The sequence below is a fragment of the Pseudomonas cavernicola genome (assembly GCF_003596405.1).
Classification (GTDB): domain Bacteria; phylum Pseudomonadota; class Gammaproteobacteria; order Pseudomonadales; family Pseudomonadaceae; genus Aquipseudomonas; species Aquipseudomonas cavernicola.
Genome location: NZ_QYUR01000006.1, coordinates 102227 through 119086, shown reverse-complemented (window position 1 = coordinate 119086; position 16860 = coordinate 102227). Strand labels below are relative to the sequence as shown.

19 protein-coding genes and 1 pseudogene are annotated in these 16860 nt (G+C 59.5%); 13 read left to right on the top strand and 7 right to left on the bottom strand.

All coding sequences use genetic code 11. The annotated features are described in order from the left end of the window. The first annotated feature begins 329 nt into the window (after positions 1-329). Together tusA and D3879_RS16630 are read left to right on the top strand one after the other, a co-directional pair. Positions 330-581 carry a sulfurtransferase TusA gene (gene tusA / locus D3879_RS16635; RefSeq protein WP_119955390.1) on the top strand — a complete coding sequence of 84 codons (252 nt, stop codon included), beginning with the start codon at positions 330-332 and terminating at the stop codon, positions 579-581. Further along, positions 582-1037 (top strand): gamma-glutamylcyclotransferase family protein, encoded by a 456-nt coding sequence (locus tag D3879_RS16630; RefSeq protein WP_119955389.1) that lies wholly within the window; start codon positions 582-584, stop codon positions 1035-1037. Here D3879_RS16630 and D3879_RS16625 read toward each other — a convergent pair. Beyond that, positions 1022-2428 carry an MATE family efflux transporter gene (locus tag D3879_RS16625; RefSeq protein WP_119955388.1) on the bottom strand — a complete coding sequence of 469 codons (1407 nt, stop codon included), beginning with the start codon at positions 2426-2428 and terminating at the stop codon, positions 1022-1024. The two genes, D3879_RS16630 and D3879_RS16625, sit on opposite strands and share 16 nt — an antisense overlap. Before the next feature lie 378 nt (positions 2429-2806). On the opposite strand from D3879_RS16625, the gene pdxB reads away from it, so the two are divergent. Further along, a complete protein-coding gene (pdxB, locus tag D3879_RS16620; RefSeq protein ID WP_119955387.1) occupies positions 2807-3949 on the top strand; it encodes a 4-phosphoerythronate dehydrogenase PdxB in 1143 nt (380 codons plus the stop codon). Positions 3950-4021: 72 nt separating this feature from the next. Here the strand turns inward: pdxB and D3879_RS26705 are convergent, their stop codons facing one another. Beyond that, positions 4022-4198, bottom strand: a complete 177-nt coding sequence (locus tag D3879_RS26705; protein WP_177412449.1) for a PA1571 family protein — start codon at positions 4196-4198, stop codon at positions 4022-4024. A 204-nt stretch (positions 4199-4402) separates the two neighbouring features. Between D3879_RS26705 and D3879_RS16615 the strand changes: the two genes are divergently transcribed. The 4 genes from D3879_RS16615 to D3879_RS16600 all read left to right on the top strand — a co-directional run bounded on the left by D3879_RS16615 (position 4403) and on the right by D3879_RS16600 (position 8421). Then, positions 4403-5524 carry an ATP-NAD kinase family protein gene (locus tag D3879_RS16615; protein WP_119955386.1) on the top strand — a complete coding sequence of 374 codons (1122 nt, stop codon included), beginning with the start codon at positions 4403-4405 and terminating at the stop codon, positions 5522-5524. A gap of 67 nt (positions 5525-5591) precedes the next feature. Beyond that, on the top strand, positions 5592-5999 hold the full coding sequence (locus D3879_RS16610; protein WP_119955385.1) for a GFA family protein: 408 nt from the start codon (positions 5592-5594) through the stop codon (positions 5997-5999). A 91-nt stretch (positions 6000-6090) separates the two neighbouring features. After that, complete coding sequence (locus D3879_RS16605) at positions 6091-6531, top strand: thiol-disulfide oxidoreductase DCC family protein (protein ID WP_119956332.1); 441 nt, start codon at positions 6091-6093, stop codon at positions 6529-6531. 114 nt (positions 6532-6645) lie between these two features. Next, positions 6646-8421, top strand: a complete 1776-nt coding sequence (locus D3879_RS16600; RefSeq protein ID WP_119955384.1) for an ABC transporter transmembrane domain-containing protein — start codon at positions 6646-6648, stop codon at positions 8419-8421. 75 nt (positions 8422-8496) lie between these two features. Here the strand turns inward: D3879_RS16600 and rhtA are convergent, their stop codons facing one another. The 3 genes from rhtA to D3879_RS16585 all read right to left on the bottom strand — a co-directional run bounded on the left by rhtA (position 8497) and on the right by D3879_RS16585 (position 10538). Further along, on the bottom strand, positions 8497-9378 hold the full coding sequence (gene rhtA / locus D3879_RS16595; protein ID WP_119955383.1) for a threonine/homoserine exporter RhtA: 882 nt from the start codon (positions 9376-9378) through the stop codon (positions 8497-8499). 257 nt (positions 9379-9635) lie between these two features. After that, positions 9636-9917, bottom strand: a complete 282-nt coding sequence (gene ppnP, locus D3879_RS16590) for a pyrimidine/purine nucleoside phosphorylase (protein WP_119955382.1) — start codon at positions 9915-9917, stop codon at positions 9636-9638. 78 nt (positions 9918-9995) lie between these two features. Then, on the bottom strand, positions 9996-10538 hold the full coding sequence (locus D3879_RS16585) for a 3'-5' exonuclease (RefSeq protein ID WP_119955381.1): 543 nt from the start codon (positions 10536-10538) through the stop codon (positions 9996-9998). 96 nt (positions 10539-10634) lie between these two features. Here D3879_RS16585 and D3879_RS16580 point away from each other — a divergent pair, with 96 nt between their 5' ends. Then, positions 10635-11507, top strand: a complete 873-nt coding sequence (locus D3879_RS16580; RefSeq protein ID WP_119955380.1) for an NAD(P)-dependent oxidoreductase — start codon at positions 10635-10637, stop codon at positions 11505-11507. Positions 11508-11592: 85 nt separating this feature from the next. On the opposite strand, the gene D3879_RS16575 is transcribed toward D3879_RS16580, so the two are convergent. Continuing rightward, the gene (locus tag D3879_RS16575; protein WP_274381400.1) at positions 11593-11907 is read right to left on the bottom strand and encodes a DMT family protein; all 315 of its coding nucleotides are present in this window, start codon (positions 11905-11907) and stop codon (positions 11593-11595) included. Between the two features lie 230 nt (positions 11908-12137). On the opposite strand from D3879_RS16575, the gene D3879_RS16570 reads away from it, so the two are divergent. The 3 genes and pseudogenes from D3879_RS16570 (at position 12138) to D3879_RS16560 (ending at position 14415) form a co-directional block, all read left to right on the top strand. Then, positions 12138-12410 carry a YkgJ family cysteine cluster protein gene (locus D3879_RS16570; protein WP_119955378.1) on the top strand — a complete coding sequence of 91 codons (273 nt, stop codon included), beginning with the start codon at positions 12138-12140 and terminating at the stop codon, positions 12408-12410. Positions 12411-12475: 65 nt separating this feature from the next. After that, positions 12476-13084: an START domain-containing protein gene (locus D3879_RS16565; RefSeq protein ID WP_119955377.1), complete on the top strand. Its 609-nt coding sequence runs from the start codon at positions 12476-12478 to the stop codon at positions 13082-13084. A 108-nt stretch (positions 13085-13192) separates the two neighbouring features. Beyond that, positions 13193-14415: pseudogene (locus D3879_RS16560) on the top strand (IS3 family transposase). A gap of 52 nt (positions 14416-14467) precedes the next feature. On the opposite strand, the gene gltA reads toward D3879_RS16560, so the two are convergent. Then, the gene (gltA, locus tag D3879_RS16555) at positions 14468-15757 is read right to left on the bottom strand and encodes a citrate synthase (protein WP_119955376.1); all 1290 of its coding nucleotides are present in this window, start codon (positions 15755-15757) and stop codon (positions 14468-14470) included. Between the two features lie 351 nt (positions 15758-16108). Between gltA and sdhC the strand changes: the two genes are divergently transcribed. Beyond that, positions 16109-16495: a succinate dehydrogenase, cytochrome b556 subunit gene (gene sdhC / locus D3879_RS16550; RefSeq protein ID WP_177412448.1), complete on the top strand. Its 387-nt coding sequence runs from the start codon at positions 16109-16111 to the stop codon at positions 16493-16495. Beyond that, positions 16489-16857 carry a succinate dehydrogenase, hydrophobic membrane anchor protein gene (gene sdhD / locus D3879_RS16545; protein WP_119955375.1) on the top strand — a complete coding sequence of 123 codons (369 nt, stop codon included), beginning with the start codon at positions 16489-16491 and terminating at the stop codon, positions 16855-16857. Before sdhC ends, sdhD begins: the two co-directional genes overlap by 7 nt. Positions 16858-16860 lie beyond the last annotated feature (3 nt).

The window sequence follows — 16860 nt, the reverse complement described above, 5'->3', positions numbered from 1 at the left end:
TCGGCCAATCCAGGCCGTGCGAAGACTACCGCGCTCGGTTATACGGCGTTAAAAACAGGCTAAAAATGCTCATTTACAACACGTAAACTCGGCTCGGGCATCCTGCTTCGCTCTACCTCCTGCATCCCTGCAGTCGTGCGCTTGCTCGCCAGTTTTGACTCGCTGGCGCTCGCCCTTCGGGCCAACCTGCGGCTGTTACTCCGCTTCGCTGCGTTGCGCCTTGTCGAACCTTCGTTCGCTACGTTTTCACACGGCCTGAATCTGACGGGTGAAGGTGACCTTGGGGTCAGCTTTGCGCGACAATGGTCACCAGTTTTTGGAGTGCCTCAATGTCTGAACTCGATACCACGCTGGCTGACGCCATTCTGGACGCCACGGGACTGTACTGCCCTGAGCCGGTAATGCTGCTGCACAACAAGGTGCGTGACCTGCCAGCCGGTGGATTGCTCAAGGTGATTGCGACCGATCCCTCGACGCGTCGCGATATCCCCAAGTTCTGCATGTTCCTTGGCCATGAGTTGCTCGGGCAGCAGGAAGAGGCGGGGACTTATCTGTATTGGATTCGCAAAAAGAGTTCGTAAATGCCTTTCTACTTCGCCTACGGCTCGAACATGAACCCTGCGCGTATGCAGACCCGCGGGCTCAACTTCACCGAAGTGTTGGCCGGGCGTTTGCCAGGTTATGCCTTGTGCTTCAACAAGCGCGCCCATGACCGTCCAGGCCGCGCCTACGCGAATATCCGTCATCAACGAGATGGTGTGGTGGAAGGCGTGCTCTATCGCCTGGCCGACGAAAACGAGATCTACAAGATGGACCCGTTCGAGGGCACGCCGATCTTCTACAGTCGTGAGCGGATGCCGATCATCACGGCGCAAGGCGTGCAGCCTGCCTGGGTCTATATCGCCAACCCGGCGCTGCGCGAAGAAGGCCTGTGGCCAACTCGCGCTTATCTGCAGCACCTGCTGGCTGGGCGCGAGTTCCTTTCCCCTGGCTATTGGGACGCGCTAGCCGCGGTGCCGGCTCATGTCGATGAGTAAACCGCGGTATTGATGCGGATACGCCGGCGCGAACTGCGGGCCAGGCGAATCGTCAGCATCGCCGCGGCGCACGTCAGGCCGACAATCAATCCCTGCCACAGACCGCGCGGCCCGCTAGGCTCGCCGAACCAATGCGACAGCCCCAGTGCATAACCTACCGGCAGGCCGATGCCCCAATAGGCGAACAGGGTCATGATCATGGTCGCGCGGGTGTCTTGATAGCCGCGCAGGGCGCCGGCGGCGGTCACCTGAATGGCGTCGGAGAACTGGAACAGCGCGGAGAAGATGATCAGCGTCGAGGCCACGCCGATTACCGTTGCATCCGGGGTATAGATCTGCGCGATGCTGGCGCGCAGCCACAGCATCAGGCTGGCCGAGAAGCACGCATAGGCCAGCGCGGTGCCGATTCCCACTCCCGCGACAAAGCGCGCCTCGCGCGGCTCGCCACGGCCGAGGGCTTGGCCGACGCGCACGGTGACCGCCATACCCAGCGCATAGGGAATCATGAACACCAGTGAGCTGAAGTTCAGGGCAATTTGATGGCCGGCGACGACGTGGGAACCCAGGCCACCGATCAGCAGAGCGATCACCGCGAAAATGCTCGACTCGGCAAACACGGCGATGCCGATGGGTACGCCGATGCTGAGCAAGCGTTGGATCACCTGCCAGCGCGGCCACTCGAAACGGCTGAACAGCTGGCTGGCTTTGTACGCCGGCGCCCAATGCACCCAGCCGAGCATGCCGAAAAACATGAACCACATCACCAGCGCGGTGGCCCAGCCACACCCGGGGCCGCCCATCGCCGGCACGCCCAGGTGGCCGTAGATGAACACGTAGTTCAGCGGAATATTCAGTAGCAACCCGCAGATGCCGAGCACCATGCTCGGGCGGGTGCGACCGAGGCCGTCACTGAAGCAGCGCAGCACATGGTAGAGCGCGACAGCCGGGATGCCGCTGCCGATGCCATACAGGTAAGTCATGCTCGGGCCGATCAGTTCCGGATCCACGCCCATCACGTGCAACACCGGCTCGGCGCACCAGAGTATGACGGCCGCGCTCAAGCCCACGGCCAGCGCCAGCCACAAGGCTTGGCGTACCAACGGTCCAATCTCGGTTTCCTGGCCGGCGCCAAAGCGTTGCGCAACCTTGGGCGTGGTCGCCAAGAGAATGCCGGTCATCAGCAGGAACACTGGCACCCAGATCGAGTTACCTAACGCCACTGCAGCCAGGTCACGCGGGCTGACGCGGCCAGCCATCACTGCATCGACAAAACCCATGGCGGAGTGGGACAGCTGGGCAATCATGATCGGTAGAGCGAGGGTGAGCAGGGCGCGCAGTTCGCGGCGAGTGCGGGTGAAGCGTGATTCGCTAACAGTCACGGGGCATTCCATTCATATATCAAGTGCGCACTGTATCGGCAGTGGTGGCCGGGCACTCGTCCTGCCTGAGAACATTGTTCAATGTCTGCTGCGCTTGGTCATGCGGTGTTGAAAACAGGCTCGGACTGTTCATTTACAATTCGTAAACTCCGCGTCCTCGCCTGTTATCGCCTTGCCTGACCTGCGCTCGCGACGACCTTGAACAAGTTCTGTGTGTTGAGGCAAGCGCTAGACGCGCCATAGAGCAGGACTTGCAGGGGACTGCAGAGTCTACGCCTTGACGCATCGGTCAGGAAAGTGCGGTGCAATTCCTGCGAGAGCGCTACATGCCAAGGGCGACGAGCTGTACCGGGCTGTCCTAGAATGGCAGCCTGATTTGCGGAGCCTGCCATGCGAATTCTTGCCGACGAAAATATTCCCTTGCTCGATGAGTTCTTTGCCGGATTCGGCGAGATCCAGCGTTTGCCAGGTCGCGCCTTTAATAGTGCGGCAGTGGCGGATGCCGATGTATTGCTGGTGCGTTCGGTGACCGAGGTCAATCGCACGCTGCTGCATGGCAGTCGGGCGCGCTTTGTCGGCACCTGTACCATCGGCACCGACCATCTCGACCTCAATTACTTCGCTGAAGCCGGCATTGGCTGGGCCAGCGCACCCGGCTGTAATGCCCGCGGGGTGGTCGATTACGTACTCGGCAGTCTGCTGAGCCTGGCCGAAGTGCGGGGCGTCGAGTTGGCCACACGGACTTACGGTGTGGTGGGTGCCGGGCAGGTTGGCGGGCGCTTGGTCGACGTGCTGCGTGCTTTGGGTTGGCGCGTATTGGTTTGCGACCCGCCGCGCCAGGCCGCGGAAGGCGGCGGCTACGTCAGCCTCGATGAAATCCTCGCCGAGTGCGATGTGCTGAGTCTGCACACGCCGCTCACCCGTACATCTGCACAGCCGACGCACCACCTACTCAATGCCGAACGCCTGGCACGACTCAAACCCGGTGCCTGGCTGATCAATGCCAGCCGTGGTGCGGTGGTGGATAACGCGGCGCTGCGTCAGTTGCTCGCCGAGCGAATGGATCTGGAAGCGGTGCTGGACGTCTGGGAAGGTGAGCCGGAAGTGGATGCGGATCTGGCGGAACTGTGCCTGATCGCCACCCCACACATCGCCGGCTATAGCCTGGATGGCAAGCTGCGGGGTACCGCACAGATCTACCAGGCTTTTTGCGCACACTTGGGCCTGGCGCCCAGCGTAGAGTTGGACGAGTTGCTGCCGCAGCCCTGGTTGACTGAGTTGGGGCTGGATGCCGCGACTGATCCACACTGGGCGTTGGCCCTGTTGTGCCGCGCGGTGTATGACCCGCGTCGTGACGATGCCGATTTTCGCCGCAGCTTGGTGGGTTCTGCAGCGGCTCGCCGTGCCAGCTTCGATGCCTTGCGCAAGCACTATCCAGCGCGCAGGGAAGTCGATGGCTTGCGGGTCCGTTTGAGTGGTGAGGCACCAGAGTTGGTGCAGCTGGTAAGGGCGCTCGGGGCTACGCTGGCATAATCCCGGCAAGCTGTTGCGGTGGTCAAAATGAAAAACCCGAGCGAGCGCTCGGGTTCAAACTAGCGGTAGTGCTCAGGCCCGCTTAGGGGCTGACACCCATGCTTTATCCAGTTCGCTGCATGCGCGTTGAATCATATGTTCGGTGATTGGGATTTCTCGCCCTTGGGCGTCGATGATCGCCCCGCCGACTGGTTGCTGCGGTTTCAGCGGGACTACGCGGCGGTCAGAAGTGCTGTTTTGCAAGCTCATGGCTTGTCTCCTCATCAGGTGGTGCGCCTAGTCTAAGTGGCATAAATGAACGCTCAGTGACAGCTTTTGGCAGGTGTTACAGCAACGGTAAACCGTCAAATAAAGCTAAGCGCTCAAGTAGCCTAGCAGCCCCTGTGCCAGCAGCCGATTTTCGATCTTATAAATAACCATTCCCCGCTGTAGAACGAGTTCAACGAGGTAGGCATGTCGCGCTTTCATCTGGGCCTGATCATCAATCCACTGGCCGGTCTAGGTGGCCCAGCGGCACTCAAGGGTAGCGATGGGGTTGCTGCTGAGGCCCTGGCGCGTGGTTCCGAGCCCCGGGCGGCGCTACGTACGCGGATCGCGCTGGAGTGTCTGCGGCCGCTTGCTGAACGCATTGAGTTCCTCACCTTTCCGGGCCCTATGGGGGGCGATCTGTTGCGCGAGATGGGCTTTGCTCATCGCCTGCTGGGTGAGTTATGCGAAGGCATGACGAGTGCGGACGACACCCGACAAGCCGTCGAAGTGCTGCAAACTGCCGGCGTCGCGCTGATTCTATTTGCTGGCGGCGACGGCACGGCGCGGGATGTGTGCGCTGTAGCCCGGCAAGAGCAGCCGGTACTGGGCATTCCGGCCGGGGTGAAGATTCATTCCGGGGTTTACGCCATCAGCCCGCGCGCGGCTGGTGAGTTGACCCGTCGCCTGATCGAGGGCGGCCTGATTCGCCTGGCCAGCGGCGAAGTGCGGGACCTCGATGAAGCGGCGTTGCGCGACGGTCGGGTGGCCGCACGCTGGTACGGCGAACTGACCGTGCCGCAAGAGGGCGGTTACATGCAGCAGGTCAAACAAGCCGGTATGGAGTCCGAAGAGCTGGTGCTGAGCGAGTTGGCCGCCTGGCTGGAGGACACCTGGCAGCGCGATGTGCGTTATATCTTCGGCCCCGGTTCTACCCTGCATGGCCTGGCGCATAACCTCGGCTTGCAGACCAGCTTGCTCGGCGTCGATGTGGTCGAGAATGGCCAAATTATTGCGCACGATGTTACCGAGGCGCAGTTGTTCGAGCTGGTCGACGGTTATCCGGCTTTTCTACTGGTCACGGCCATCGGTGGACAGGGGCATATTATCGGTCGCGGTAACCAGCAGATCAGTCCGCGAGTGCTGCGCGCGGTGGGCCTGGACCACCTGCGAGTGGTGGCGACTAAACGCAAACTGGAAACCCTCGCAGGCCGCCCGCTGCTGGTGGATAGTGGTGATCCAGCCCTGGACGAAGCCTTTCCGGATGCGATCCGGGTGTGGGCGGGTTACAAGGAGGAACTGCTTTACCCGCTTGGCTATGGGGCTTGAGGCAAAACGCGTGGCCCGCCATTGCGCCAGGCTGGCGAGGGCGATCGAGTAGAGCGAGGAGTGTTCTATGTATCAAGGCAGTTGCTTATGCAGTGCTGTCCGCTTCGAGATTGCAGGTGAGCTGGAGCCGATTCAGATTTGCCATTGCAGCCTTTGCCGCAAGGCCCAAGGCGTGCCCTTCGTGACCAATATCCCGGTCTCAACCGAGGCCTTCCGTCTGCTTAGTGGCGCGGATGCGCTCAAGGCGTTTTCATCCTCTCCCGGTAAGCAGCGGGTTTTCTGTAGCCACTGCGGTTCACCTATCTATAGCCAAAACCAACACACTCCAGGCGTACTGCGGATCCGCGCAGGCACTTTGGAGGGCGAACTGAAAACCCGCCCAATGGCGCACTTCTATATCGATTCCAAGGCCAATTGGTGGGAGCTGAGCGATGATTTGCCGAAATATGCCCAGGGCTATCTGGCTAAAACCTGAAGTGATTTGCTGCGGGTGCTCGGTGGGCGAATTGGCCGCTGTAAGCGCATAGTGGTTGTTGCTCGGTCGAATGCGGCAAAGGATGTTCTTGATGAATGCTGACGATTACCCGCCCTTTGTTCAGCCCGGCGACCGTGTGGTGCTGTTCGACGGGGTCTGCAAGCTGTGCAACGGCTGGGTGCGGTTTTTGCTTCGCTATGACCATGAGCAACTGTTCAAGCTGGCCGCGGTGCAGTCGGCGGAAGGCCAAGCGATTCTGCGTTGGTATGGGCTGCCGACCGAGACCTTTGAAACCATGGCCTATGTCGAGGGCCGGGAGTTGCTCGTGCGCTCCGAGGCGATCCTGCGGATAGTTGGCCAACTGCACTGGCCCTGGCGTGGTTTGCTAGTGCTGCGGCTTATCCCGAGGCCGCTACGCAATTGGCTGTATGACCGTATCGCGCTGAATCGCTATCGTCTATTTGGTAAATATGACGCTTGTCTTTTACCCAGCCCCGAGCATGCTCGACGCTTTCTGCATGCCGACGCCTGAATCCATAGAATAAGTGCAGCGCTTGCCCAGCCGCTGGATAAGTTGCGGCTAATGGCCTGGCTGGCGCGGATCGTACGGGCGCGGGCCTTCGTTTCCTCTAATTGAGTCTTACCTATGGCTTCACTTCTCACATCCCGCCAGCGCAATGCGCTGCGCATGACTCGCCGCTTTGTCGCGCCTTATCGCTGGCAGGTTATCGGCGCCTTGCTGGCGTTGCTGTTTACCGCGGGTATCACCTTGTCCATGGGGCAGGGCGTCAAGCTGTTGGTGGATAAGGGCTTCGCTACGCAATCGCCAGCCATGCTCAATCAGTCGATTGCGCTGTTCATGGTGCTGGTGCTGGCGCTGGCGGTCGGCACCTTTACGCGCTTCTATCTGGTGTCGTGGATTGGCGAGCGCTTTGTCGCCGATATCCGCAAGCGCGTGTTCAACCACTTGATCAACCTGCATCCGGGTTTTTACGAGACCAATCGCAGCTCCGAGATTCAGTCGCGGCTAACCGCGGATACCACGCTGTTGCAGTCAGTGATTGGCTCGTCGCTGTCGATGGCGTTGCGTAATGCACTGATGCTGATTGGCGGGATCATTCTGCTGTTCATTACCAACCCCAAGCTCTCGGCAATTGTGATTGCGGCCTTGCCTTTGGTGATTGCGCCGATCCTGATCTTCGGGCGCCGAGTGCGCAGCCTTTCCCGATTAAGTCAGGATCGGGTCGCCGATGTCGGCAGTTATGTCGGCGAAACACTGGGGCAGATCAAGACGGTGCAGGCCTACAACCACCAGGAAGAGGATAAGAGCCGTTTCGGCGGCACCGTGGAAGAAGCTTTCAACACCGCGCGCAAACGCATTGCCCAGCGCGCCTGGCTGATCAGCGTGGTGATTTTGCTGGTGCTGGGCGCCATCGGGGTGATGCTCTGGGTCGGCGGCATGGATGTGATCGCCGGCCGTATTTCCGGTGGCGAGTTGGCGGCATTTGTCTTCTACAGCCTGATTGTCGGCACCGCGTTTGGCACGCTGAGCGAAGTGATTGGCGAGTTGCAGCGCGCGGCGGGGGCGGCCGAGCGGATTGCCGAGTTGTTGCAGGCACGCAGTGAAATCAACCCGCCGGCCACCAATCAAGTGCAGTTGCCACAGCCGGTGAGCGGACGGATCGTGCTGGAGGCGGTGCGCTTTTCTTATCCGACGCGTCGCGACAGTTATGCCGTCGATGGCATCAGTCTGGTGGTCGAGCCCGGTGAAACGCTGGCCTTGGTGGGGCCGTCCGGAGCGGGTAAATCCACGCTGTTTGATTTGCTGTTGCGCTTTTTTGACCCGCAAGAGGGCCGCATCCTGGTCGAAGGGCAGCCTATTGCTCAGCTGGACCCGCAGGCTCTCCGCCGCTGTTTTGCCCTGGTTTCGCAAAGTCCGGCGCTGTTCTTCGGCAGCGTTGAAGAAAATATCCGTTACGGCAAAGCCTCGGCCTCGCACGCCGAAGTCGAGGCCGCCGCGCGCGCCGCGCATGCTCACGACTTCATCATGAAGATGCCCAACGGCTACCAGACTCATCTTGGCGACAGTGGTTTGGGGCTTTCTGGTGGTCAACGGCAACGCCTGGCCATCGCCCGCGCCTTGTTGGTCGACGCGCCGATTCTGCTGCTGGATGAGGCCACCAGTGCCTTGGATGCGGAAAGCGAGCATCTGATCCAGCAAGCGCTGCCAAGGCTGATGCGTGGGCGCACCACACTGGTGATCGCGCATCGCCTGGCGACGGTACAGAACGCCGACCGCATCGCGGTGATCGAGCACGGCAAGTTGATTGCCGTCGGCAGCCATCATGAACTGGTTGCGACTAACGAGTTGTATCGGCGGCTGGCCGAGTTGCAGTTCAACACTGCGGACTCTGTGGCCTGAGTCCGCTGCTTTGATGTGTGCTGGCGCCACGAGACTGCGCTAGCGCGTGATTGCGTTCGATGCGGCCGTGTCTGCTCAGTCCAGGCTCAGCTTTTGAGGTTTGGGCTTGACCGTCGTGGCGGTGCCTACCGACGCGATAATGATCGCCCCAATGGCCAGCCATTGCGTCAGGCTCAGCTGCTCGTGCAGGAATAGCAGGCCTGAGAGCGCCGCGACCGCCGGTTCGATGCTCATCAGCGTGCTGAAGGTGCGCGCGGGTAGACGGGTGAGCGCGGCCATTTCCAGGCTGTAGGGCAAGGCTGTCGAGAGTATGGCGACAGCGATTGCGACGGGCAGCAACGACCAACTGAAGAGGGCGCTGCCGACCTGCACCAACCCGATCGGGAAGACGATCAGCGCGGCAACGATCGTCCCCAGCGCGACGGTATGTGCGCCATGTTCAGCGCCGGCTTTTTGGCCGAAGACAATGTACAGCGCCCAGCACACGCCCGCGCCGAGGGCCAGGCCCATGCCGAGCGGATCGAGTTGCGCGCTCGACTGATCGGTCGGCAACAGCAGCACCAGGCCCAGCACGGCCAGGGCGATCCAGAAAAAGTCGATGATCCGCCGCGACGACAGCAGCGCCAGAACCAGCGGGCCGGTGAACTCCAGGGCCACGGCGATGCCCAGCGGCACGGTCTTCAGTGCCATGTAGAACAGCAGGTTCATGCCGCCCAAGGCAGCGCCATAGGCAATCAACGAACGACACGAGCGGGCGGTTACTCGAGCGCGCCAGGGGCGCATGACCAGGCACAAGATGACCGCGCCCAGGCCGAGGCGCAGCGCCGAAGTGCCTTCAGCGCCGATGATCGGAAACAGTCCTTTGGCCAGGGAGGCGCCGCCCTGAATAGAGAACATGGCGATAAGCAGCAGGCCGATCGGCAGGAGGATTGACGGTGCGTGTTTAGACCCAGGCATGTTCGTGTCCGTTGCTGAAAGCAGGTTGCCACCGTGCAATCTCGCAGCAGTGACCTGGTACTGTCTCGCAGTGCATAGAGTGGAGGGGGAAACGTTCCTAGCCTAGCCGCAGGATTGGCGTAGCGACCACTGGCTGCGCCCTTCGATCAGGCTATCCGGCATTTACTTGGTAGCGAGCGGAGCCCGCGGCTGTCGGCTTAAAACCGATCTCGAAAAAAAACCGACCATTGAGGCCGGTTCTTCATGGCCTGTTTAACTCAGCGATATTCGCAGAGATAGGCGGTATCGACGGCGACTTTCAGCTGGAATTTGCTGTTGGCCGGCACCGTGAATTTGCTGCCCGCGGCGAAGGTTTCCCAGGCGTCGCTGCCTGGCAGCTTGACAGTCAGGGCGCCAGCGACGACGTGCATCACTTCCAGTTGGCTGGTGCCGAATTCGTATTCGCCTACGGCCATCACGCCGATGGTAGCTGGGCCGTCTGCCATGCCGAAGGCGATGGATTTGACGGTGCCGTCGAAGTACTCGTTGACCTTGAACATGCGGCATTCCTCGAAGGGGTTAGAAAGGCCGGTCAGTATGCCCAAGGTGTTTCGGTGCGTCATCCGCTTTGCTTGGCTTTAGGCGGGAAGAACTAGGGGGAGCAGTCGGGCGGTGTTGCGTGCATCTTCCAGGGCGCGGTGCTGCTGACCGTTGAAGTGCAGGCCTGCCAGTTGCAGCGCGGTGTTCAGGCTCACCGGTCGCTGCAGTTGGCGGGCATCGGCGAAGCGCTGTTTGAGGTTGAGATGCGGCACCGCAGTTAGCGCGCTATTGAGCTGCTGCTGGCGCCAATCCTGCTCCAACTGGCGGCGGTCATACTCGCCCCAACTGGCCCAGCCGGCTAAGCGTGGATGGTGCGCGGTCAGCCAGCGCTCGAATAAGGGCCAGACCGCAGCGAGTGGTGCGGCGGCATCCACATTAGCTTGGCTGATATGCGTGAGTTCGCGGCAGAAGTTGGTCAGGTAGGGCCTGCGTAATGGGCGGACGAAGCGCTGGAAGTGATCCAGCTCACGGCCGTCGGCGGAGACCAGGCTGGCGCCAATCTCGATGATTTCCATCTCGGCTATTGGCCAGCCACCTTCTTCCGTGGTGGCTTCCAGGTCGATCACTAACCAATATCCCATAGCTCCTCCGTTGTGCTTTCGGCAGTATGGAAGGGCTTTTCTGAGTCGGCAAACTGCATGCTAGGCTCTGGTTTGGTCGAACGATGGAGGTGAGCTATGGCTAAAGTGGCATTTATCGGGTTGGGCACGATGGGTTTTCACATGGCCGGACATTTGGCGTGCGAGGGGCATCAGGTCTGCGTGTATAACCGCTCGCCAGCCAAGGTTGAGCTCTGGTGTGATGAATTTGCTGGCGATGGTGCGGCCACGCCGCGCGAAGCGGCGCAGGGCGCCGAGCTGGTGATGACCTGTGTCGGCAATGACGACGACTTGCGCAGTGTGGTGCTGGGTGCCGACGGTGCCTTTGCCGGTATGGCCGCGGGCAGTGTCCTGGTCGATCACACTACGGCCTCCGCCAGCGTTGCCCGCGAACTCGGGGTGTTAGCAGCAGAGCGCGAACTGGGCTTTCTCGATGCGCCGATGTCGGGTGGTCAGGCGGGTGCTGAGAGCGGCATGCTGACGGTGATGGTCGGTGGCGAGCAGGCTTTCTACGATCGCGCCGCGCCGGTGATCGAGAGTTACGCGAAGATGGTCAGGCTGATGGGCCCGATAGGCAGTGGTCAGTTGACCAAGATGGTCAACCAGATCTGCGTTGGCGGTCTGTTGCAGGCACTGGCTGAGGCGCTGCATTTCGCCCAGTGCGCAGGCCTGGATGCGCAGGGCGCGATGGAGGTCATTAGTCAGGGCGCGGCGCAGTCCTGGCAGTTGGAACACCGCCATCAGACCATGCTCGAGGGTAAGTTCGATTTCGGTTTTGCGGTGGATTGGATGCGCAAGGACTTCTCTATCGTCCTTGATGAAGCCAGCCGTAACGGTGCGCAATTGCCGGTCACTGCGCTGGTCGATCAGTTTTATGCCGAAGTGCAGGCCATGGGCGGTGGCCGTTGGGACACTTCGAGCCTGATTACTCGGCTGAAGCCGGCGTCGTAGGGGGGGGCGATTTATTGCGCCCTGCGGACAGCTGAAGCTGTGCAAAACGGCTTTCCTGCCGTTTTGTCGCTACGCTCTACCCAGCCTACGCCCGGAAAACAAAATACACCGCACCTAGCAAGCACAGGCCGGCCCACAGGTAGTCGAGTTTCAGCGGCTGCTGCATATAGAAAAGGCTAAAGGGCACGAAGATCGCCAGGGTGATGACTTCCTGCATGATCTTCAGCTGCCCCACGGACAGCTCGGTGTAGCCGATGCGGTTGGCCGGCACCATGACCAGATACTCGAACAGCGCGATGCCCCAACTGATCACTGCGGCGATGATCCAGGGCTTGCCGTGCAAGGTCTTCAGATGGCCATACCAAGCAAAGGTCATAAAGACGTTGGAGAGGGCGAGCAGGGCAGAGGTTTGCTTGGCATGTTGATGATCTCAGTGCGCTGAATGCGCGCAGCCTAACTGGAGGTTTCCCCGGCAACAAGGTTAGGCCGTGAGTGCAGGAGGTGGCCTGTGGTGCTGTTCTGTATCAGTTGTTTGTCGCTGGCTTAAGTTCCTTATGACGCTGATGCCAAATCGACGGGTGCCCGAGTAAAATCGCGGGTCTGTTGGATCAAGGCTTGAGGTCGTCCGTCATGCAGTGCCGTTCAGGCTGTGGCGCTTGTTGTATCGCCCCTTCTATCAGCTCACCGATTCCCGGAATGCCGTACGGCAAGGCGGCTGGCGAACGCTGTCTGCACCTCTCGGTCGAACACCTGTGTGGGTTGTTCGGTAAGCCTGAGCGGCCGGCGGTGTGCTTGGAGTTCGAGGCTGATCCCGAGGTCTGTGGTGACAGTCGCGATCAAGCCATTCGTCTGCTCGGCTGGTTGGAACAGGCTACGGCGGTGACGCAGGGTCGTTTCAGATAGTTCCCGAGCCCTGTGGGGTGAGGCCGATCATTGCGCTTATGTATTGAATTCAGAAGGAGTGGAGCATGGGATCGCTATGTCGAGTGGCTGCGCTGTGTGGCTTGAGCGTGCTGATGACAGCCACAGCACATGCCGAGGATTGGCAGTTGGCTAAAGACGAGGATGGTATTCGCGTTTACCTCAGTGCCGTTCCGGGTTCGAAATACAAGGCCTACCGCGGCGTCACTACCATCAAGGCCGATATCGCCAGCATCAATGCGTTGCAAGAGGATGTCAGTGGTTCCTGTGCCTGGATTCATGAGTGCCGTGAGCAGAAGTTGCTCAAGCATCAGGGTGCAGAAAGCTGGACCTACACCCGTTTCAACACCCCGTGGCCAGTGACGCCGCGTGATTCAGTGCTGCATGTGACGACCAAAGAGGATGCAGACGGCAGTGTCATCCGCATTCTTGAAGGGGTGGCGGACTATGTGCCGCGGGAGAAGGGTTTTGTCCGCGTGAGCAAGGTCGAAGGCCTATGGAAACTGACCCCGAACGGCGCTGGGCAGGTTGAAGTTGTTTATCAGGTGCAAACTGAGCCGGGTGGTAGTGTTCCGTCCTGGCTGGCCAACAGCTTTGTGGTGGATGCACCGTACAACACGCTGCAAGCCCTGCGTAAGCTGGCTGAGAAACGCTAAACGGTTGGCTGCAACGAAAAAAAAGCTGCCCGGAGGCAGCCTTTTTATTTGCTCTTGTCTCGTCCTGAATAAGGTTTACACCTTCTGACCTATTTTCAGGAGGATGCAATGGATTCGGGGAAAAGGCGCAGTCAGCGCGATTACACACTGACTTTTAAATTGGCGGTCGTCGATCAGGTCGAAAAAGGCGAACTGAGTTATAAAGAGGCTCAAAGGCGCTACGGGATTCAGGGCAAGTCAACGGTGCTGGTGTGGCTCCGCAAGCATGGTCGGCAGGACTGGAGCCAGGGTGCTTCCATTCGCATCCAGAGGAACTGCCCCATGGGCGAGCCAAATCTTCCGCTGACACCTGAGCAGCGAATCAAAGAGCTTGAAGAGAAACTCGCGCTGGCCAACCAGAAGGCCCAGTTCTTTGAAGCCGTCGTTGACGTGTTGAAGAACGATTACGGTGTTTCTGTCGTAAAAAAGCGACCCGGCAAGTCCTCTCCCAAGGGCAAGTCAAAGACCTGAGCATCACCAGGGCTTGCCAATTCATGGGGATCTCCCGTCAGGCGTATTACAAGCGCAACCGGGCTTATGACGCCCGAGTCAGCCATAACCAGCAGGTCATGGGGTTTGTGCTGGAAACACGACTTCAGCAACCAAGGCTTGGCACTCGCAAGCTGCACAGTCTCATGCACGCTAAACCCGATGCGGCCTTGAAAGTCGGTCGGGATCGGCTATTTAATATTTTGAGAGATCGTCGGCAACTGGTTCCCCGCAAGCGGGCGTACCACAAAACTACCGACAGCCATCATCGCTTCCGCCGCCACCCCAACTTGCTCAAGGCGGGCCCGGCACAAGTCATCGCCACGGGCCCCGAGCAAGTCTGGGTGGCCGACATAACGTACCTGCCGACACAGCAGAGCGTCGCTTATCTAAGCCTGGTAACCGACGCGTACTCGCGCAAGATCGTGGGGCATCATGTGCACGAAAGCCTGCACACCACCTCCGTAATCCAAGCGCTGAAGAAAGCCCTCAAGCAGAGAAGAACCGGCCAGCCGTTGATGCATCACTCAGATCGAGGTGTTCAATACTGCTCCGAGCTTTACCAGCGGCTGCACGCCAAACATGGCATCACATGCTCGATGACAGACGGCTACGACTGATATCAGAACGCTCTGGCCGAGCGAGTGAATGGGATCTTGAAAACCGAGTTTCTGCTACACCGGCCGAAGGATCTCGCGGAGGCAACCCGGATGGTTGATGAGTCAGTGTTGATCTACAACAGCAAACGGCCCCATCTTGCTTTGCAATACAAAACGCCCGATGCGGTGCATCGGGCGTTTTGAGTGACGCAGGTGTCAACCTATTTCAGGACTAGACATCTTCTAGTCGAAGGGCTTATTTGCGGTCTGACAGTGGTGCGATATCACGTTGCGGGTAGCCGGTGTAAAGCTGGCGCGGGCGGCCAATCTTGTACGGGCTGGAGAGCATTTCTTTCCAGTGCGAGATCCAGCCAACGGTACGCGCCAGGGCGAAAATCACGGTGAACATGCTGGTCGGAATGCCGATCGCTTTGAGGATGATCCCCGAATAGAAGTCGACGTTCGGGTACAGCGAACGCTCGATGAAGTACGGATCGGTTAGGGCGATCTCTTCCAGGCGCATGGCCAGTTCCAGCTGCGGATCGTTGGTGATGCCCAGCTCTTTCAAGACTTCGTCGCAGGTCTGCTTCATCACGGTGGCGCGCGGGTCGCGATTTTTGTAAACGCGGTGACCGAAGCCCATCAACTTGAACGGATCGTTCTTGTCCTTGGCTTTGGCGATGAATGTGTCGATGTTCGAGACATCGCCGATTTCATCCAGCATGCTCAGTACCGCTTCGTTGGCGCCGCCATGGGCCGGGCCCCAGAGTGCAGCGATGCCTGCGGCGATACAGGCGAACGGGTTGGCACCCGACGAGCCGGCCAGGCGCACAGTGGAGGTGGAAGCGTTCTGTTCGTGGTCGGCGTGCAGGATGAAGATCCGATCCATTGCCTTGGCCAACACCGGGCTGATCGGTTTGATCTCGCACGGGGTGTTGAACATCATGTGCAGGAAGTTTTCTGCATAAGTTAGGTCGTTGCGGGGGTACATCATCGGCTGCCCCATGGAGTACTTGTACACCATGGCAGCCAGGGTCGGCATCTTGGCAACCAGGCGAATCGCCGAGATTTCGCGATGCTGTGGGTTCTTGATGTCCAGCGAGTCGTGGTAGAAGGCCGAAAGGGCGCCAACCACGCCGCACATTACTGCCATCGGGTGAGCGTCACGGCGGAAACCGTTGAAGAAGCTCTTCAGTTGTTCATGAACCATGGTGTGGTTCTTGATGGTGCTGACGAACTTGGCTTTCTGCTCAACGGTTGGCAGTTCGCCATTCAGGAGGAGATAGCAAGTTTCCAGGTAGTCGGATTGCTCAGCGAGCTGCTCAATCGGATAGCCACGGTGCAGAAGAACACCGTTGTCACCGTCGATATAGGTGATCTTCGACTCGCAAGAGGCGGTCGACATAAAGCCAGGATCAAAAGTGAAATGGCCCGTGGCGGTTAAGCCCCGCACGTCTACTACATCGGGACCAACGGTGCCGGATAAAACGGGCAGCTCGACGGGGGCTGCGCCCTCGATGATCAACTGCGCTTTTTTGTCAGCCATGTGTGGCCTCCTATTTATGCTTGAAATCACCAGACTGCCCCCCACGCAGGGCCCGCAACACTATAGAGAGATAAATCCTAAAGTCAATTTGCGTGAACCCAGGTGGCAGAAGGGCTGCAGGGCGATTTTTTTGCGAAATTCGGCGCTATTTACGCCATTTATATAAGGTGCGCAATGCGCTCTTTGGGGGAGGCCTTTGCGTTGTCATTAGTAACCTAACTGTCTATACTCTGCGTCCGACCGCCAGGGGCTTTAGGGCCCGTATTCTGGAGGTTGTCACTCCCTGGGTGGTGGGTACCTGACCAGTGCACTTCCCGACAACTTTGCCCTGATTGTTAGGGGCCCTTCAGTGTGAAAAAAGCCGTGAATAGCCAAAGACCTGTAAACCTAGACTTAAGGACGATCAAACTCCCAGTCACTGCTTACACGTCCATCCTGCACCGGATTTCCGGCGTCATCCTCTTCCTGGGTCTCGGCGTGCTGCTGTTCGCGCTCGACAAGTCCCTGGCGTCCGAGGAAGGCTTCGAGCAGGTGAAAGCGTGTCTGGCCAGCCCTCTGGCCAAATTTGTGATCTGGGGCCTGCTGTCCGCGTTGCTGTATCACTTGGTGGCCGGTGTGCGCCATCTGATCATGGACATGGGCATCGGTGAGACGCTGGAAGGCGGCAAGCTGGGCTCGCAAATCGTTCTCGCCATTTCGGTGGTGTTGATCGTGCTGGCAGGAGTGTGGATATGGTAACCAACGTCACGAATTTTTCGCGTTCGGGCCTCTACGACTGGATGGCGCAGCGCGTTTCTGCGGTTGTTCTCGCGGTTTATTTTCTCTTCCTTATCGGATATCTCGTTGCTCACCCAGGCCTGGACTTCACCGTCTGGCACGGTCTGTTCTCGCAGAACTGGATGCGCATTTTCAGCCTTCTGACCCTGGTTGCCCTTGGCGTTCACGCCTGGGTCGGCATGTGGACAATCGCAACTGACTACCTGACCCCGATGGCCTTGGGCAAGTGGGCGACCAGCGTGCGTTTTCTGTTCGAGGCAGCGTGTGGCATTGCCATGTTCGCGTTCTTCGTCTGGGGTGTGCAGATTCTTTGGGGTATCTGATTC

Excerpts from the sequence above, each read along its gene's own strand:
- D3879_RS26705 (WP_177412449.1), bottom strand. The coding sequence starts at position 4,198 with ATGAGCTTGCAAAACAGCACTTCTGACCGCCGCGTAGTCCCGCTGAAA.
- sdhD (WP_119955375.1), top strand. The coding sequence starts at position 16,489 with ATGGTAACCAACGTCACGAATTTTTCGCGTTCGGGCCTCTACGACTGG.
- D3879_RS16580 (WP_119955380.1), top strand. The coding sequence starts at position 10,635 with ATGGCTAAAGTGGCATTTATCGGGTTGGGCACGATGGGTTTTCACATG.
- D3879_RS16565 (WP_119955377.1), top strand. The coding sequence starts at position 12,476 with ATGGGATCGCTATGTCGAGTGGCTGCGCTGTGTGGCTTGAGCGTGCTG.
- tusA (WP_119955390.1), top strand. The coding sequence starts at position 330 with ATGTCTGAACTCGATACCACGCTGGCTGACGCCATTCTGGACGCCACG.
- D3879_RS16605 (WP_119956332.1), top strand. The coding sequence starts at position 6,091 with ATGAATGCTGACGATTACCCGCCCTTTGTTCAGCCCGGCGACCGTGTG.
- ppnP (WP_119955382.1), bottom strand. The coding sequence starts at position 9,917 with ATGTTCAAGGTCAACGAGTACTTCGACGGCACCGTCAAATCCATCGCC.
- D3879_RS16585 (WP_119955381.1), bottom strand. The coding sequence starts at position 10,538 with ATGGGATATTGGTTAGTGATCGACCTGGAAGCCACCACGGAAGAAGGT.
- D3879_RS16600 (WP_119955384.1), top strand. The coding sequence starts at position 6,646 with ATGGCTTCACTTCTCACATCCCGCCAGCGCAATGCGCTGCGCATGACT.
- D3879_RS16610 (WP_119955385.1), top strand. The coding sequence starts at position 5,592 with ATGTATCAAGGCAGTTGCTTATGCAGTGCTGTCCGCTTCGAGATTGCA.
- pdxB (WP_119955387.1), top strand. The coding sequence starts at position 2,807 with ATGCGAATTCTTGCCGACGAAAATATTCCCTTGCTCGATGAGTTCTTT.
- D3879_RS16570 (WP_119955378.1), top strand. The coding sequence starts at position 12,138 with ATGCAGTGCCGTTCAGGCTGTGGCGCTTGTTGTATCGCCCCTTCTATC.
- rhtA (WP_119955383.1), bottom strand. The coding sequence starts at position 9,378 with ATGCCTGGGTCTAAACACGCACCGTCAATCCTCCTGCCGATCGGCCTG.
- gltA (WP_119955376.1), bottom strand. The coding sequence starts at position 15,757 with ATGGCTGACAAAAAAGCGCAGTTGATCATCGAGGGCGCAGCCCCCGTC.
- D3879_RS16630 (WP_119955389.1), top strand. The coding sequence starts at position 582 with ATGCCTTTCTACTTCGCCTACGGCTCGAACATGAACCCTGCGCGTATG.
- D3879_RS16615 (WP_119955386.1), top strand. The coding sequence starts at position 4,403 with ATGTCGCGCTTTCATCTGGGCCTGATCATCAATCCACTGGCCGGTCTA.
- D3879_RS16625 (WP_119955388.1), bottom strand. The coding sequence starts at position 2,428 with ATGGAATGCCCCGTGACTGTTAGCGAATCACGCTTCACCCGCACTCGC.